Source organism: Streptomyces sp. NBC_00193, from assembly GCF_026342735.1.
Lineage (GTDB): Bacteria > Actinomycetota > Actinomycetes > Streptomycetales > Streptomycetaceae > Streptomyces > Streptomyces stoeckheimensis.
On record NZ_JAPEMM010000001.1, the window covers coordinates 784,726 to 800,597 of the forward strand.

Here is a 15,872-nt window from a genome sequence, read left to right on the forward strand (position 1 = left end):
TGGGGCGGATTGGGGAGATTCCGGGGGCGAGCGGCCGGCTGTCGCGCGTGCTGCCGGGGCTCAGGGGTACGAACCCCGGAAAGGTGAGGTGCGCGAGTGATGGCCACTGCCGTGAGGCCGCGGACCGGGGAGCCCGCATCCGCGCCCGCCGGAGTGACGCCGCATCCGAAGTCCGGCCCGGGGCGTTTCGGGCCGTTCCGATTGCAACAACTCGTGCTCCTCCAGGTCGCCGCGGCGGCGCTGTTGGCCGCCTGGGTGGTGGAGCCGCTGCTGCTGGCGCCGGCCGGTGTGCTCGCCCTGATCCTCGTCCTGCTCGCGGTCGTCCGCAGGCACCGGCGCTCGCTGCCCGAGTGGATCGGCGGTGCGCTGGCGCTGCGCGCACGGCGCCGCCGGGCCGCCGCCACCGCGGTGCCGGCCGGCACGGAGCCGGGGCTGGCCCCGCTCGTGGAGGCCGAACCGGCGTTGCGGACGCTCACGTTCAGCGAGCGGGAACGCGAGCGGGAGCGGGGCCGTGACCGGCGGCCCGTCGGAATGGTCGGCGACGGCACCTTCCTGACCGCGGTGGTCCAGGTCGACATGGACGCCACCGCACTGCGGCCCGACCGGGCGGCGCGGCCGCTGCCGCTGGCCCTCGTACGGGACGTCCTCGAAGTGGACGGCATCCGGCTGGAGTCCGCGCAGCTCGTGCAGCACACCCAGCCGGCGCCGGCGCCGCACCTGCCGGCCCAGTCGATGGCCACCCGCAACTACGCCCCGCTCCAGGCCCTGACCGGAAGCCCGGCGGTGCGCCTCACCTGGATCGCGCTCAAGCTGGATCCGGAGCTCTGCCCCGACGCCGTCACCTCGCGCGGCGGCGGGCTGCCGGGTGCGCAGCGGTGTCTGGTGCGGGTCGCGGACCAGTTGGCGAGCAGGCTCGCCGGGGCCGGTTTCCGCGCGACGGTGCTCACGGAGCAGGAGCTGACGGGCGCGCTGGCCACGTCCTCCTGCGCGAACCCGATGGCGATCACCCAGGCCGGGCGCTCGGCGGCCACGGGACGGCGCACCGAGGAGACCCCGCGGACCTGGCGCTGCGACGACCGGCGGCACACCACGTACTGGATCAGCCGCTGGCCCCAGCTGGGCGGGAGCGGGGCGGGACTTCCGCAGTTCGTCGCGCTGTTGACCTCGCTGCCGGCGCTGGCGACGAACTTCAGCCTGACGATGACCCCGGCGGCCCGGCACGAGGTCACGCTGACCGGGCACGTCCGGGTCACCGGGCGCAGCGACGAGGAACTGGTCGCGGCGCGGCGCGGACTGGAACAGACGGCTCGGGGCGTCAAGGCCGGGCTGGTGCGGCTGGACCGGGAGCAGGTGCCGGGGCTGCTGGCGTCGCTGCCGCTGGGAGGAGCGCGATGAGGGGCGTTGGCTCTACGAGGCGTTCGGCGCGGGGTCCGGCTGCGGATTCCGCTGCCGGGTCCGCTGCAGTGTCGGTGCGGGGCGGCTTCGGATTGGTCGGCCCGCGCCGGGAGCGCCACGTGCTCCAGGCGGCGGAGCTGGACGCGCTCGCCCTGCCCATCGGGGACGACGGGGTCGTCATCGGCGTGGACTCGGGGGGCCGCCCGGCGGTCCTCGGCGTCAACCGGCCGACACCGTACGAGGTCACGCTGATCGGCGGCCTGTGGACGGCGCAGGTCCTGGCCCTGCGGGCGGCCGCCACGGGGGCGCGGGTGACGGTGGAGACCGGGCGCGGCCAGGTGTGGTCCGGGCTCGCGCAGGCCGCGGGCGGCGGCCAGCAGTGCGTGACCCTGCACGACGTGGGCCGGGTGCCGCCGCAGGGCGCGTCGGCGGGCAGCCCGGTCCTGGTGATCCGCGACTGCGGCATGCGGCCCCCGCGGGGTCGCGTGGCGGCGGGACCCTGGCAGTCGGTCCTGACCCTGCTCCCGTACCTGAGCCCGGCGGCTCCCCGCCTGGTGCGCAACGCCTCCCTGGTCGGCATCCAGCGGGTCTCCCCTGACGAGGCGGAGCAGCTCGGCCGCCTGATGCGGCTGCCCGCGGCGGCGGTGGAGTCCCTGCCGACGCTGGGCGACGGGGTCACGCTGTGGTGCACCGAGCGGGACCGCCAGTTCGTGATGACCCAGCCGACGGACGCCGAAACGGGCCTGCTGGGCCCGTCCCGACGCATCGACTGAGTCCTGGCCGGGCGGCCGCCCGTGCGGACGGGCGGAGCCCGGGGGTGCAGGGGTGCCGACCGGCGGAGCCCGGGGTGCCGCGAGGTTCAGCCTCACGGGGGACCCGGGGTCGCGGGGTGGGTACTCGGGAGGTACCAGTCCGAGGGATACGACTCGGTGATCCCGGCTGGGCGGATCTGCATGTGCGGGCAGCCGCGGACCGGCCGGCGCCCTGACAGGCAGGCCAGGAACAGGCAGCGCCGGGCGCCGGAACAGGCAGACCAGGAATCCGCCGGCCGAGCCGAACCAGCCCGGGGCGGACCGGCCAAGAGCAGATGGGCACCCGAACCAGCAGCACCGGGAAGTGCGGACGGGTTGGGGACCCGCAGAGCGGGAACGGGTGAGCTGGGGGTCGGCACGCGAGCGACGGCCGGCTGAGGCCGGCACGCACGCGGCCGTGGTGCTCCAGCGGCAGGACGCGGCGGGCAGCATGGAGCGGAGGGCCAGGGCGGTGGGCCGGGCCGGAGGGCGCGGCCGCCGTGGTGCGTCGGGCCCGAGGGGGTTGGGATTGGCCGGGGATGCGGCCGTTTGGGCAGGATGGGGGCGGCCCGTGGCCCACGGTCGGCATCGGGTGCGGGCAGACGGGGGCGGATACCGGCTGCGGGACCCGATTAGGCTGGGCGGCGGCGTGGCGCGGTGGGACGCCAAACCAGTGTTCGACATACCAGGAGGACCAGTGAGCGGCGATCGGAACGAGAGGCGCGGCGGGACGTGGGACGTCCCGACGGACGATCAGTCCGACGCGGAGCCCGAGCTGACGGGCGAGTTCACCATCGACTACACCCCGCCGGCCTGGTACACGCAGGGCGCGGCTCCGGCCGCCGACGCGATCCCGGGCCTGCCCGAGGGCAGCGGCTTCGAGCCCCACCGGCCGCCGTCGGACCTGGGGACCCCTCCGACGATGCGCATCGCGCCGCCGGCTGCGGCTGCGGCTCCGCGCGCGGAGCCGGACGCACAGGCACCTGCCGCGGCCGTGCCGTACCCGGGCACCCCCGACGCACCCACGGCCCTGACCGCGGACTCCGCGGCCGCACCGTACGCTCCGGCCGCCGGCACGTCCGTCCCGCCGTACCCGTCGGCCCCGGGCACTGCCGTTCCGCCCTACCCGCCCGCCCCGGCCGCCGGACTGCCGTCGTACCCGTCCGCCCCGGACAGTCCCGCCCCGGACGCCGCCCGACCGGCGTACCCCTCTGCTCCGGACAGCGCCGCCCCGGCCTACGCCCCGGCCCCCGACGCCGCCCGCCCGGCGTACCCGTCTGCTCCGGACAGCCCCGCCTCGCCCCACACGCCCGCCCCCGGTACCGGGCTGCCATGGCGCCCGGCGGATGCCGGTGCCGAACTGCCGTCGAGCCCGTCGGCTCCCGACAGCGCCGCCCCGGCCGCCTACGAGCCGGCCCGGGACTCGGCGGTCCCGTCGTACCCGGCGGCTCCGGACGCTTCCGCACCGGCTCCGGGCACCGCCCTGCCGCCGGTCCCGTCCGCTTCGGACGGCGCCGTCCCGCCCCAGGCGCCGGCCTCGGACAACGGCCTGCCGCCGGTCGCGTCGGCCTCGGACGGGGCCGCTCCGCAGGCTGCCGCGCCCGCCGACCAGGCGTGGGGCCCGCAGGCCCCGGCCGGTCCGGGTTCCGAGGGTGCCGCCGGTCCGGCGGGCGACCAGGCCTCGCCGGGCGAGCCGTTCGCAGCGGGGGCCCGGTCGGAACCGTTGAGCGACCCGTACGCGTCCCGGCCCGCCGGCGCCGAGCACGACGCCGCGCCCGCCCGGCCGGACGCACCGGCTTCGCAGGCCGCCCAGCCGCCGTACGAGAACCCCGCGCCGCCCGCAGTCGTGCGTACGCCCACTCCCCCCGAGGGGACGGTCGTTCCGGCGCCGCGCGCGGCGGACACGTTCGAGGGATCCGCCGGAGCCGACCCGGCATCCGGCGCCGAACTCCCGCGGTGGCCTTCGGAGTTGACCTCGCCTCCGATGACTCAGGGGTCCGCTCAGGGGTCCCCTGATCCTCAGGCCGGGTACGACATCCTGCCGCCGGTCCAGGCCCAGCCCCAACCCCGGCCCCAGGTGCCCGCTGCCGGGTACGGGTTCCCGCCCGCGCAGCCCCAGCAGCCCCAGCAGCCCCACCCGCAGCAGTACGCCGATCCCCGCGGCGGGCAGTGGCAGCAAGGTCCCCCCGGCCCGCAGGGCCCGCAGGGCCCCCACGGGCACGATCCCCGCTACGGCGCCCCCCAGCCCTCCGGCGGCGCCCCCCTCGGGTACACCGCGGCCGTCGAGCTGTCCTCCGACCGCCTGCTCCGCGGCAAGCAGAAGGCCAAGAGCGGCAACAACGCCTCCGGAGGCGGCGGCCTGTTCCGCTTCGGCGGCAAGGCGGCCGAGGCGGAGCGGCGGCGCAAGCTGGAGCTGATCCGCACGCCGGTCATGTCCTGCTACCGCATCGCCGTCATCAGCCTCAAGGGCGGCGTCGGCAAGACCACGACCACCACCGCCCTCGGCGCCACCCTCGCCACGGAGCGCCAGGACAAGATCCTGGCCATCGACGCGAACCCGGACGCCGGTACCCTCGGCCGTCGCGTGCGCCGCGAGACCGGGGCCACGATCCGGGACCTGGTCCAGGCGATCCCGTACCTGAACTCGTACATGGACATCCGGCGGTTCACCTCCCAGGCCCCCTCCGGGCTGGAGATCATCGCCAACGACGTGGACCCGGCCGTTTCGACGGCCTTCAACGACGAGGACTACCGTCGCGTCATCGAGACGCTCGGCCGCCAGTACCCGATCATCCTCACCGACTCCGGCACCGGCCTCCTCTACTCCGCCATGCGCGGGGTCCTGGACCTGGCCGATCAGCTGATCATCATCTCGACCCCGTCGGTGGACGGCGCGAGCAGCGCCAGCACCACGCTCGACTGGCTCTCCGCGCACGGGTACGCCGACCTCGTCTCGCGCTCCCTCACCGTGATCTCCGGGGTCCGCGAGACCGCCAAGATGATCAAGGTCGAGGACATCGTGCGGCACTTCGAGACCCGCTGCCGCGGTGTCGTCGTGGTCCCGTTCGACGACCACCTCGCGGCCGGCGCCGAAGTCGACCTCGACATGCTCCGGCCCAAGACGCGCGAGGCCTACTTCAACCTCTCCGCCCTGGTCGCCGAGGACTTCATCCGCGCCCAGCAGCAAGCGCCCCCGAACCACTGGGGCCAGCCCCAGCCGCCCCAGCAGCCCTACCCGCAGCAGCCGCAGCCGCCTCACCAGCAGCCGCAGCCCACGTACGGGCAGCAGCCCTACCCCACCTCCGGCCAGCCCTGGCCCCAGCAGCCCGGTCAGCCCCAGCCCGGCGGGCCCCCGCGCGACCCGCGGCTGGGCTGACGCAGCCGGCACACGCACGAGGGCCCGTACCGCCCCCGGAATCCCCGGGACGGTACGGGCCCTCGCCCGTTGTGAAACCGCTCGTCAGACCGCGTCGTACGAGTCCGTCAGCACCCGTGCGCGCTTCACGTCGTCGGCGATGGCTTCCAGCAGCCCGTCCAGCGACTCGAACTTCGCCATCCCGCGCACGTAGGCGAGGAAGTCCACGGCCACGTGCATGCCGTACAGGTCCAGCCCGACCCGGTCGATCGCGTACGCCTCCACGGTCCGCTCGGTCGCGTCGAACTGCACGTTCGTGCCGACCGAGATCGCCGCCGGCATCCGCTCGCCGTCCGCCGTCAGCCAGCCCGCGTACACCCCGTCGGCCGGGATCGCGGTGTGCGGCTGCGTCTCCACGTTCGCCGTCGGGTAGCCGAGCTCGCGCCCGCGCTGCGCACCGCGCACCACGACGCCTTCGACCCGGTGCGGGCGGCCCAGGATCTCGGCCGCACCGTCCATGTCGCCCTGCGCCACGAGCTTGCGCGCCAGCGTGGAGGAGAAGGGCACGCCGCCGCCCGCCTCGCCGCGCTCGACCAGGTCCACGACCTCGACCTCGTAGTCGTAGGTGGCGCCGAGCTGCCGCAGGAACTCGACGTTTCCGGCGGCCTTGTGGCCGAAGCGGAAGTTCGGTCCCTCGATGACCGCCAGCGCGTGCAGCTTGTCGACGAGCACCTTCACGATGAAGTCGGCCGGGGACAGCTGCGAGAACTCCGCCGTGAAGGGCAGGATCAGCAGCGCGTCCACGCCCAGCCCGGCCATCAGCTCGGCGCGCCGGTCGTACGGGGCCAGGATCGGCGGGTGGCTGCCGGGGCGGACGACCTCGCTCGGGTGCGGGCTGAAGGTGACGACGACGGAGGGGACGCCGAGCTCGCGGGCCTTGGCCACGGCCCGTCCGATGATCAGCTGATGACCGCGGTGGACGCCGTCGTAGGACCCGATGGTGACGACGCCGCGTCCCCAGTCCTGGGGGATGTCCTCCAAGCCACGCCAGCGCTGCACTGTGACCGCTCCTCGCCCGAACCCTGTAGGCCCACGTCCTGGTTGCCGATTGCAGGTCTAAGACTGCCATGCCGGTGGCCGCTGCCCATCATCGGCGTCGTCCCGCGGGGACGCGCTGTGAGCGAGGGTCTCGACGGTCCGGCGCGCGCTCGGCCCCAACAGCGCCGCCGCCTCCTGCGGCGCCCGCTCCAGCCAGCGGGCCACGAGTGCGCCGAAGGCCGGTTCGGCCCGCGCCAGCTCGACCGTGCGCCGCTCGAAGACCGCCGGCCCGCCCGGTGCCCGCAGCAGCTGCCGGCCGGTGCGCCGCAGCAGGTCCCGGGTACGGTCGGGCGCGCCCGTGGCCGCCCCGGCCGCCAGTGCGCCGAGGAAGGCGTCGAGCACCGACGGGTCGAGCTCCTCGCGGAGCAGCGCCTCGGCGAGCTCGCCGCGGAGCGTGTACGAGGACTCCGTGCCCGGGGCGGCCAGTACGCCGGCCAGCGCGGCCCGTACCGGGGGCGGACCGGAGCCCAGCAGGTCCCGTACGAGCGGGCGGAGCACGGGGGCGGCGGCCAGACCCTGTTCGAGCCGCCGGTCCACGAACGCGGCGGCGTGCGCCGCGTCCTGCGGGTGCCGCGCCAGGTGGTCCCGTACGAGGTCGGCCGCGCGCCGGGCCAGGCCCGGGGTGGTCAGCGCGGCCAGCGCGCGCACCACCTCGCCGTCGGCCCGCTCCCGCAGGGCGGCGAACACCGCGTCCGGGTCGGGCAGCACGGGGAGCGCGGCGACCAGCGCGGCGGCGGGCAGCCGCAGTCCGCGCCCGGGGTCGCGGAAGCAGGCGAGGGCCTCGGGGAGGTAGCGGGCCCGTACCTGGGGGTCGCGGAGCAGGATCCCGAGGGCGCTGCCGTGCAGGGAGGCGTCGCCGGGGCGGGCGAGGAGGGCCTGCGCGGCGTAGCGCAGCAGCTCGCGGTCGGCGGGGGTCCGTACGTGCGGGGCGGCGAGCGGCCCGTACGCGGCGGCCGCGACCCTGCGGCCGGGCCGCTCGTCGTGGGCCCAGCGGTCCACGGCCCGGCTGAGGGCGGAGGGCTCGTCCTCGGCGAGTACGGCGAGCAGCTCGTCGGCGCGGGGGTGCGCGGCGGTGACGAGCGCCTCGGCGAGGTCGTCGACGGCGAGGTGGCGATGGGTGTGCAGCAAGGCCTGCGCGGCGGTGGCGACGGTGGCCCCGGGCCGCCCGAGCAGCCGCCGCTCGTCGCGGAACCAGCCGCAGAGCAGCGGCTGCACGAGGTGCGGCGCGCGGACCAGCCGCCGGGCGGCGGCGTCGAGGAAGCGGTGGTCGTGGGGCAGCATCCGCCGCAGCAGCTCGAACCGGTCCTCCTCTGCGACGCGCAGCCGGGTCCAGAACCACGCCCCGAACTCCCCCTCGTCCTCCCGGCCCCGACCGGGATCGGGCGGGCCGCCGGATTCCGTGACGTCACCGGTCCGCGTTCCGCCGGGGCGGAGGTGCCCCGCATGCCCGCCGGACCCGCCGGCCCCCGGGGCTCCGCCCTGGGCGGGGATCCACGGGTGCCCGGTGGTGCCGGGGCCCGCCCACGGGGCGGTGACGGCCGGGCCCGGGGTCCCCAGGGCGCCGGCGTACGCCGCGGAGCCGGCCGGTGTCAGGTCCGCCGGTGCCGGGTCCGCCGGTGTCACGGGCACCGGCGTCGGGCCCGCTTCGTGCGCCCCGCCCGGCGCGGGCCCGGTCAGGTGGGTGGTGAGGGCGTACAGGACCGGGAGGTACGGCGTCGCGTCCGGGACCCGGAGCAGGGTTTCGCCGAGGAGGCGGGCGGCCCACCACCGCGCCTCGGGGCCGTCCGCTGCGTCGAGCAGGGCCACGAGCCGCTCCAGTGCCGCCGCCCGCTCCCCGGTCGGAAGCAGGCCCAGAGCCTCCAGTACGGGACCGATGCGGTGGCGGGGAACGTCCCGGCCCAGGGTCTCCAGGGCGGCGGGGAGATCCAGGTGCGCGGCCTGCACCCAGTCGGCAAGCTCCTCGTGGGCGAAGCGGTACCCCTCTCCGGCGGGCACCAGCAGCCCCTCGGTGAGCACGGCGGAGGCCCACCCCGACCGCCAGGGGAACAGTTCCTCGAAGGAGGCCCGGTCCACCTGGCCCTGGCCCGGCCCCAGACAGCGCCGGGCGGCTTCGTGCACCCGCCCGGCCACCCGCGCGGCCAGCCGGCCCACCCCGGGCCCGTGCACCCCGGCCGTGTCGGGCCCGTCGGCGCCGACCGGGTCCGCGGCCCCGCCGACGCCGGGTCTACGCGGCTGCGGCAGCGCGGCGGACACCCGGACGGCCACGCGCAGGCACAGCAGGTCCAGGTGTGCGGCGAACACCTCGTCACGGGACGGACGGCCGGCGGTGACCCCGGCCGCGCGGACCTCCGCGAGGAGCCGCAGGGTGAGCGGGTGCCGGGCGTCGGCTCCCGCGACGGCGTCGGCCGGGATCCCCAGCCGGGCCCCGGCGAGCGCCGCCTCCTCGGGGGTGAGGTCGCCGACCGGGACCGCGGGCGGCAGCCGGCGGGCCGGCCGGGCCGGGGTCCGGAGCATCCGCGACGGGTAGAGCCGCCCCGCCGACTCCCAGTACTCGGGGCGGGCGGCCAGGACGAGCCGGGCTCCGGTCGCGTCCAGCCAGGCGGCGGTGGCCGCGGTCCACGGCCCGGCCAGCGCCGCGAGCCGCGGCGGCATCTCCTCCGGCCCGTCCAGGACGACGAGCAGGGCCCGCCCGGCCGAAGCCACGACCGCGGCCAGCGCCGACGCCGGGTCCGGTCCCGGAGCGGCGGCCGGCACCTCCAGGATCCGCCCCGCCTCCGCCAGCGCCCGCGCCACCGCGTCGGCCAGCGAGGTGTCCCCGACCCGCAGGTCGGAGCCGCGCAGCCAGAGGGTCGGGGCCGGGCGCGGGCCGCGGGCGCGGCGGACCGCGAGGGCGGCGAGGGCGGTCGTGCGTCCGGTGCCGGGGCGCCCGACCAGCGCGAGGACCGGGGGGTCCCCGGCGGTGCAGCGGTCCCCGGCGGTGAAGGCGTCCAGTTCGGCCGCGATCTCCGGGCGGTCCACCGGCTCCGGGCCCGCCCCGGCGGCGAGGGCCGTGCCCAGGGTGGTCCCGGTGAGCTGCAGGGCTCCGGCGAGGTTCAGATCGGCGCCGTGGCCCGGCACGGTGGCGGCGTTGCGTTCCAGCAGCGCGGCGAGGGGTCCGCCCGGATCGGCGGCGGCCGCGGCCGTGAGCGGCACGGCGAAGCCGCCGGAGCGGTGCTCCGCCTGCAGAGCGGTGCACAGGACCGCGAGCACCGCTCCGGTTGCGGCGTCCAGCACCGGGCCCCCGCAGGCCTCGCCGCCGAGCCGCAGCGCGTCGCGGCCGTCGGTCCCGATGGCCAGCTCCAGCCCGGCCGGCAGCCGGCGGAGCCGGTCCGCCGCCGCCGCCGACGTCCCCGTCCCCACCGTCCCCGCCGTCGAGGTCGTCGAGGTCGCGGCGTAGGTGGCCTCGGCCCCGCCGAGCACCCGCGCCTGGCGCCAGCCCCGCGCGGACAGCCGTACGTACGTCCCGGGAGCGATCACCCCCCGCGGAGCGACCGGCAGCGGCCGTACCCCGAGCCCGTCGCTCCGTACGAGCGCCAGCCCCAGCTCCGGCAGGGCGGTCACGTCCGAGGCCCCCGCCAGCCAGGTCCGCTCCCCCGGCGACGGCCCGTGCAGGACCACCCGGGCCAGTCCGTCGACGGCCTCGTGGCTGGTGAGCACCGTCCCCCGGTCGTCCGCGACGAAGCCGCTCCCCCGCGGCCTCCCGGCGAGATCGCAGATCCTGATCAGTTCCGCCGTCACCGCACCACTCCCCGCCGCGCGTGCCCCGTAGCCACGACGGTAGGCAGGTGAAGATCAGCGGGAACAGCACGCGAGGCGAAAGCGCCCCCTTACGCTCCCTCCATTCACTCCGAGCGCCTGCTCGGACGGGTGAATAAGGGGCTCCGGGTGGATAGAGACCTACCCGAGGGGGGTCGTGGAGCGGTGAGCAGCAGTCCGTGTGCGCTCACCGCTCCACGTCAAAACGAGGACCGGCCCGAAACGCGAACCGGCCGGAAACGCGAACCGGCCGGCCCGAAGGCCGACCGGGGACTGCATCGGGGAACGCGCCGGGCGGAGAACCCGTCAGGCGAAGACGGCGAGCGACTTCGCCTTGCCGCCCTTGCTCTCGACGAGCCCGAGCAGCTGCCCGTCCGGCCCGTAGACCGCGACCGCCTTGCCGGGCTCGTACTCGTCCGGCATGTCGATCCGCACGCCGTTCGCCAGCAGCGACGCCCGCCGGGCGTCGAGCTCCCAGCGCGGGAACGCGGCAGCCGCCGCGTCGCCGATCGGCATGACGGTCAGCTCCTCCTGGAGCTGGTCGAGCGTGCGCGCCCGGTCGATCTTGTACGGGCCCACCCGCGTGCGCCGCAGCGCCGTGAGGTGCCCGCCGACGCCGAGGTCGGCGCCCAGGTCCCGCGCGAGCGCGCGGATGTACGTACCGCTGGAGCAGACCACGGAGACGACGAGGTCGACGACCTTGGTGCCGTCCTCGGCCTCCGCATCCCGCATGTCGTACACCTGGAACGAGGACACGGTCACCGGGCGGGCCGGGATCTCGAAGTCCTCGCCGTCGCGTGCGCGCTTGTAGGAGCGCACGCCCTTGATCTTGATGGCGCTGACCTTGGACGGGACCTGCATGATCTCGCCGGACAGCTTGGCGATGCCCGCGTCCACGCCCTCCCGGGTGACCCCGGAGGCGTCCGTGGACGAGGTGATCTCGCCCTCGGCGTCGTCCGTCAGGGTGTTCTGGCCCAGCCGGATGGTGCCGAGGTACTCCTTCTCCGTGAGCGCGAGGTGGCCGAGGAGCTTGGTGGCCTTCTCGACGCCCAGGACCAGCACGCCCGTCGCCATCGGGTCGAGCGTGCCGGCGTGGCCGACGCGGCGGGTCTTGGCGATCCCGCGCATCTTGGCGACCACGTCGTGCGAAGTGAAACCGGACGGCTTGTCGACGATGACCAGGCCGTCCGGCGTCTTCCCTGCGTTGGTGCTCATTACGCGGATGCGTCCCCGTCTTCGTCGGCGACGGCCTCGTCGGTGTCGTCGTCCTCATCGGGCTTCTTGTACGGGTCGGCGTCGCCGGCGTACTTCGCGCCCGAGGAGACCTCGCGCACCTGGGCGTCGGAGGTCCGCGCCTTCTCCAGGAGGTCCTCGATGCTCTTGGCGGTCTCCGGAAGGGCGTCCGCCACGAACGTCAGGGTCGGCGTGAACTTGGTCTGCGCCGCCCGGCCGACCGCGGAGCGCAGAACGCCCTTGGCGCTCTCCAGACCCGCTGCCGCACTGACCCGCGCCTCGTCGTCACCGTAGACCGTGTAGAAGACCGTGGCCTCCCGCAGGTCGCCGGTGACCCTGGTGTCCGTGATGGTCACGTGCGTACCGAGGCGGGGGTCCTTGACGCCGCGCTGCAGCTTCTCGGCCACCACCTCCCGGATGAGGTCCGCCAGCTTCTTCGCCCGCGCATTGTCGGCCACTGGTCCGTCTCCTTCTTCGTCTTGCGGTCAGTCTTCATCACCGTGGAGCCGTCGTCGTACCGACAGCAGCTCCACTTCCGGACGTGCCGCGACCAGCCGCTCGCAGCGGTCCAGTACATCCGAGAGGAACCCCGTGTCCCCACTCACCAGAGCGACCCCTATACGGGCCCTGCGGTGCAGGTCCTGGTCGCCCACTTCGGCCGCGCTCACAGAGAACTTGCGCTGGAGCTCGGCCACGATGGGCCGGACGACGGAGCGTTTCTCCTTCAGCGAGTGAACGTCGCCGAGGAGCAGATCGAAGGACAGAGTCCCCACGTACATGCAGGTCCGGATATCCCGCCGGTGCGGGTTCGGTGGCCTGCCGGCCGTCGCGCGGCAGGGTCATCAGAACCGTACACGCAACGGCCGGGGCCGATCGACGGATATTCCGCCGACCGGCCCCGGTGTTACAGCACCTACGACACGGTGCGAACCGCCTCGCGCTTACGCGCGGGGCTTCTCGCGCATCTCGTACGTCGCGATGACGTCGTCGATCTTGATGTCGTTGAAGTTACCGAGGTTGATACCACCCTCGAAGCCTTCGCGGATCTCGGTGACGTCGTCCTTGAAGCGGCGCAGACCGGAGATGGTGAGGCTCTCGGCGATGACCTTGCCATCGCGCAGGAGCCGCGCCTTGGTGTTGCGCTTGACCTCGCCGGACCGGATGAGGACACCGGCGATGTTGCCCAGCTTGGACGAGCGGAAGACCTCGCGGACCTCCGCCGTACCGAGCTCGACCTCTTCGTACTCCGGCTTGAGGAGACCCTTGAGGGCCGCCTCGATCTCCTCGATGGCCTGGTAGATCACCGAGTAGTAGCGAACGTCGACACCCTCGCGCTCCGCCATCTGCGCGGCACGGCCGGCCGCACGGACGTTGTAGCCGATGACGATGGCGTCGGAGCCCATCGCCAGGTTGATGTCGGACTCGGTGACCGCACCCACACCGCGGTGCAGGATGCGGATGTCGACCTCTTCGCCGACGTCGAGCTGGAGCAGCGAGGACTCGAGAGCCTCGACCGCACCGGACGCGTCGCCCTTGATGATGAGGTTGAGTTCCTGGACCAGACCGGCCTTGAGGACCGAGTCGAGGTCTTCCAGGGACACCCGGCGGACGCGCTTGGCGAAGTTGGCGTTGCGCTCACGCGCAGCACGCTTCTCGGCGATCTGACGGGCGGTGCGGTCCTCGTCGACGACGAGGAAGTTGTCGCCGGCGCCGGGGACGTTGGTGAGACCCAGGACCAGGACGGGGGTCGCAGGACCCGCTTCCTCGACGTTGTTGCCCTTGTCGTCGAGCATGGCGCGCACACGGCCGTAGGCGTCGCCCACGACCATCGTGTCGCCGACGCGGAGGGTACCGCGCTGGACGAGGACGGTGGCAACGGCACCGCGGCCGCGGTCGAGGTGGGACTCGATCGCAATACCCTGAGCGTCCTGCTCCGGGTTGGCGCGCAGGTCGAGCGAGGCGTCGGCGGTGAGGACGACGGCCTCGAGCAGGGAGTCGATGTGCAGACCCTGCTTGGCGGAGATGTCGACGAACATCGTGTCGCCGCCGTACTCCTCGGCGACCAGACCGAACTCGGTGAGCTGACCGCGCACCTTGACCGGGTCGGCACCCTCGACGTCGATCTTGTTGACCGCGACGACGATCGGGACGCCGGCGGCCTGGGCGTGGTTGAGCGCCTCGATCGTCTGCGGCATGACGCCGTCGTTGGCCGCGACCACGAGGATCGCGATGTCGGTCGACTTCGCACCACGGGCACGCATGGCGGTGAACGCCTCGTGACCCGGGGTGTCGATGAAGGTGATCTTGCGGTCTTCGTCGTTGACCTGGGTGGTGACCTGGTACGCACCGATGTGCTGCGTGATGCCACCGGCCTCGCCCGCAACGACGTTCGTCTTGCGGATGGCGTCGAGCAGTCGGGTCTTACCGTGGTCGACGTGACCCATGACGGTCACGACCGGCGGACGCGGCATGAGGAATTCCTCGCCGCCCTCGTCCTCGCCGAACTCGATGTCGAAGCCCTCGAGGAGCTCGCGGTCCTCTTCCTCCGGGCTGACGATCTGAACGACGTAGTTCATCTCGCCGGCCAGCATTTCGAGGGTCTCGTCGGAGACGGACTGCGTGGCAGTGACCATCTCGCCGAGGTTCATCATCACGGCGACGAGCGACGCCGGGTTGGCGTTGATCTTCTCCGCGAAGTCGGTGAGGGACGCACCGCGCGACAGGCGAACGGTCTCGCCGTGACCACGCGGCAGCATGACGCCGCCGACCGACGGGGCCTGCATGGCCTCGTACTCCTGGCGACGCTGGCGCTTGGACTTGCGACCACGACGCGCGGGACCACCGGGACGGCCGAAGGCACCCTGCGTGCCACCACGGGCACCGGGACCACCGGGACGACCGCCGAAGCCGGGACGACCGCCGCCACCGGCACCAGCCGGACCGCCGCCGAAGCCGCCACCACCGGGACGGGGACCGCCGAAGCCGCCACCGCCGCCGGGACGCGAGCCCGGACCGGCCGGACGACCGGCGAAGCCGCCGCCCGCGGGACGACCGGCACCACCGGCACCGCCGGGACGGGGACCGCCCGCACCGGGACCACGGCCACCGGGGCCGCCACCGGGACGGGGACCGGGACCACCGGCAGCGGGACGCTGCGGCATCATGCCCGGGTTGGGACGGTTGCCACCGGGAGCACCACCGGGACGCGGGGCGCCGCCCTGCGGACGCGGCATGCCGCCCGGGGTCGGACGACCGGCACCGGCACCCTGGGGACGCGGAGCGCCGCCGGGGCCGCCCTGCGGACGGGGAGCGCCACCCTGGCGGTCACCGGCGCCGGGGGCACCGGGACGGGGAGCGCCGGCCGGACGGGGCGCCTGCGGGCGCGCCATGCCGGTGGAGCCACCAGAGGTGAACGGGTTGTTGCCCGGACGGGGACCGGCCGGACGGGCGCCCTGCGGACGCGGGGCCGAGGCACCGGGACCTGCGGGACGCTCGGTGCGCGCCGGAGCGGCACCGGCCGGACGCGGGGCGCCGGGACGGGCGCCGGACTGGCCGCCCTGGGCCGCCGGACGCTCGGGGCGCTGCTGCGCCGGACGCGGACCGGGGGTCGCGCCGGGACCGGCGGGACGGTCGGTGCGTGCCGGAGCCGCGGCGGCCGGAGCCGCCGGGGGCGCCGAGAACTCGGTCGCCACGGGAGCCGCCGGAGCGGGCTTCGGGGCGGCCGGAGCCTTGGGACCGGGACGCGGACCACCGGGGGCGGCGGTCGGGGTCACCGGGGCGGGGGCGCTGACGGCCGGGGCCTCGGCAACGACCGGCTTGGGGGCCGGGGCGCCGGGCTTCGGGGCAGCGGGACGTGCAACAGCACCCGGGGTGGGAACCCCGGGCTTGGCGGGGGCGGCCTTGCGGGGCTCACCCGGCTTCGCAGCGGACTTGCCGGCGTTGCCGCCGGGGCCCTGCAAAGCATCGGTCAACTTGCGTACGACCGGCGCCTCGATCGTCGAGGACGCCGAACGGACGAACTCACCGAGTTCCTGGAGCTTGGCCATGACGACCTTGCTCTCAACTCCGAACTCCTTGGCGAGTTCGTATACCCGGACCTTAGCCACTTCGCTCCTTTTAGGTCCGGGTTACGCCGGACCGTCTCTACTTCATGCTCGTACTCATCGCGTACTCATCGAGGGGTGCTCATCGCAATCTCGACCTAC

At 74.9% G+C, this 15,872-nt stretch carries 9 protein-coding genes; 3 read left to right on the forward strand and 6 right to left on the reverse strand.

The window, feature by feature from the left end:
* Positions 1-99 precede the first annotated feature (99 nt).
* From eccE to OG898_RS03120, 3 genes are all read left to right on the forward strand, one after another.
* Positions 100-1,395, forward strand: coding sequence for a type VII secretion protein EccE (gene eccE / locus OG898_RS03110; protein WP_266954857.1), 1,296 nt, complete (start codon positions 100-102; stop codon positions 1,393-1,395).
* Entirely contained in the window at positions 1,392-2,168 is a 777-nt protein-coding gene (locus tag OG898_RS03115; protein ID WP_266954859.1) for a hypothetical protein, read from the forward strand. The genes eccE and OG898_RS03115 overlap by 4 nt, the downstream gene beginning before the upstream one ends.
* Before the next feature lie 715 nt (positions 2,169-2,883).
* Positions 2,884-5,562, forward strand: a complete 2,679-nt coding sequence (locus tag OG898_RS03120) for an SCO5717 family growth-regulating ATPase (protein ID WP_266954861.1) — start codon at positions 2,884-2,886, stop codon at positions 5,560-5,562.
* Positions 5,563-5,646: 84 nt separating this feature from the next.
* Here the strand turns inward: OG898_RS03120 and OG898_RS03125 are convergent, their stop codons facing one another.
* The 6 genes from OG898_RS03125 to infB all read right to left on the reverse strand — a co-directional run bounded on the left by OG898_RS03125 (position 5,647) and on the right by infB (position 15,773).
* Entirely contained in the window at positions 5,647-6,600 is a 954-nt protein-coding gene (locus OG898_RS03125) for a bifunctional riboflavin kinase/FAD synthetase (RefSeq protein ID WP_250749246.1), read from the reverse strand.
* A 57-nt stretch (positions 6,601-6,657) separates the two neighbouring features.
* Complete coding sequence (locus tag OG898_RS03130) at positions 6,658-10,416, reverse strand: serine protease (protein WP_266954864.1); 3,759 nt, start codon at positions 10,414-10,416, stop codon at positions 6,658-6,660.
* A gap of 324 nt (positions 10,417-10,740) precedes the next feature.
* A complete protein-coding gene (gene truB, locus OG898_RS03135; protein WP_250749251.1) occupies positions 10,741-11,649 on the reverse strand; it encodes a tRNA pseudouridine(55) synthase TruB in 909 nt (302 codons plus the stop codon).
* On the reverse strand, positions 11,649-12,125 hold the full coding sequence (gene rbfA / locus OG898_RS03140; RefSeq protein WP_250749255.1) for a 30S ribosome-binding factor RbfA: 477 nt from the start codon (positions 12,123-12,125) through the stop codon (positions 11,649-11,651). The genes truB and rbfA overlap by 1 nt, the downstream gene beginning before the upstream one ends.
* 27 nt (positions 12,126-12,152) lie before the next feature.
* On the reverse strand, positions 12,153-12,446 hold the full coding sequence (locus OG898_RS03145) for a DUF503 domain-containing protein (protein ID WP_030161467.1): 294 nt from the start codon (positions 12,444-12,446) through the stop codon (positions 12,153-12,155).
* A 162-nt stretch (positions 12,447-12,608) separates the two neighbouring features.
* Positions 12,609-15,773: a translation initiation factor IF-2 gene (gene infB / locus OG898_RS03150; protein WP_250749258.1), complete on the reverse strand. Its 3,165-nt coding sequence runs from the start codon at positions 15,771-15,773 to the stop codon at positions 12,609-12,611.
* Positions 15,774-15,872: the final 99 nt, after the last annotated feature.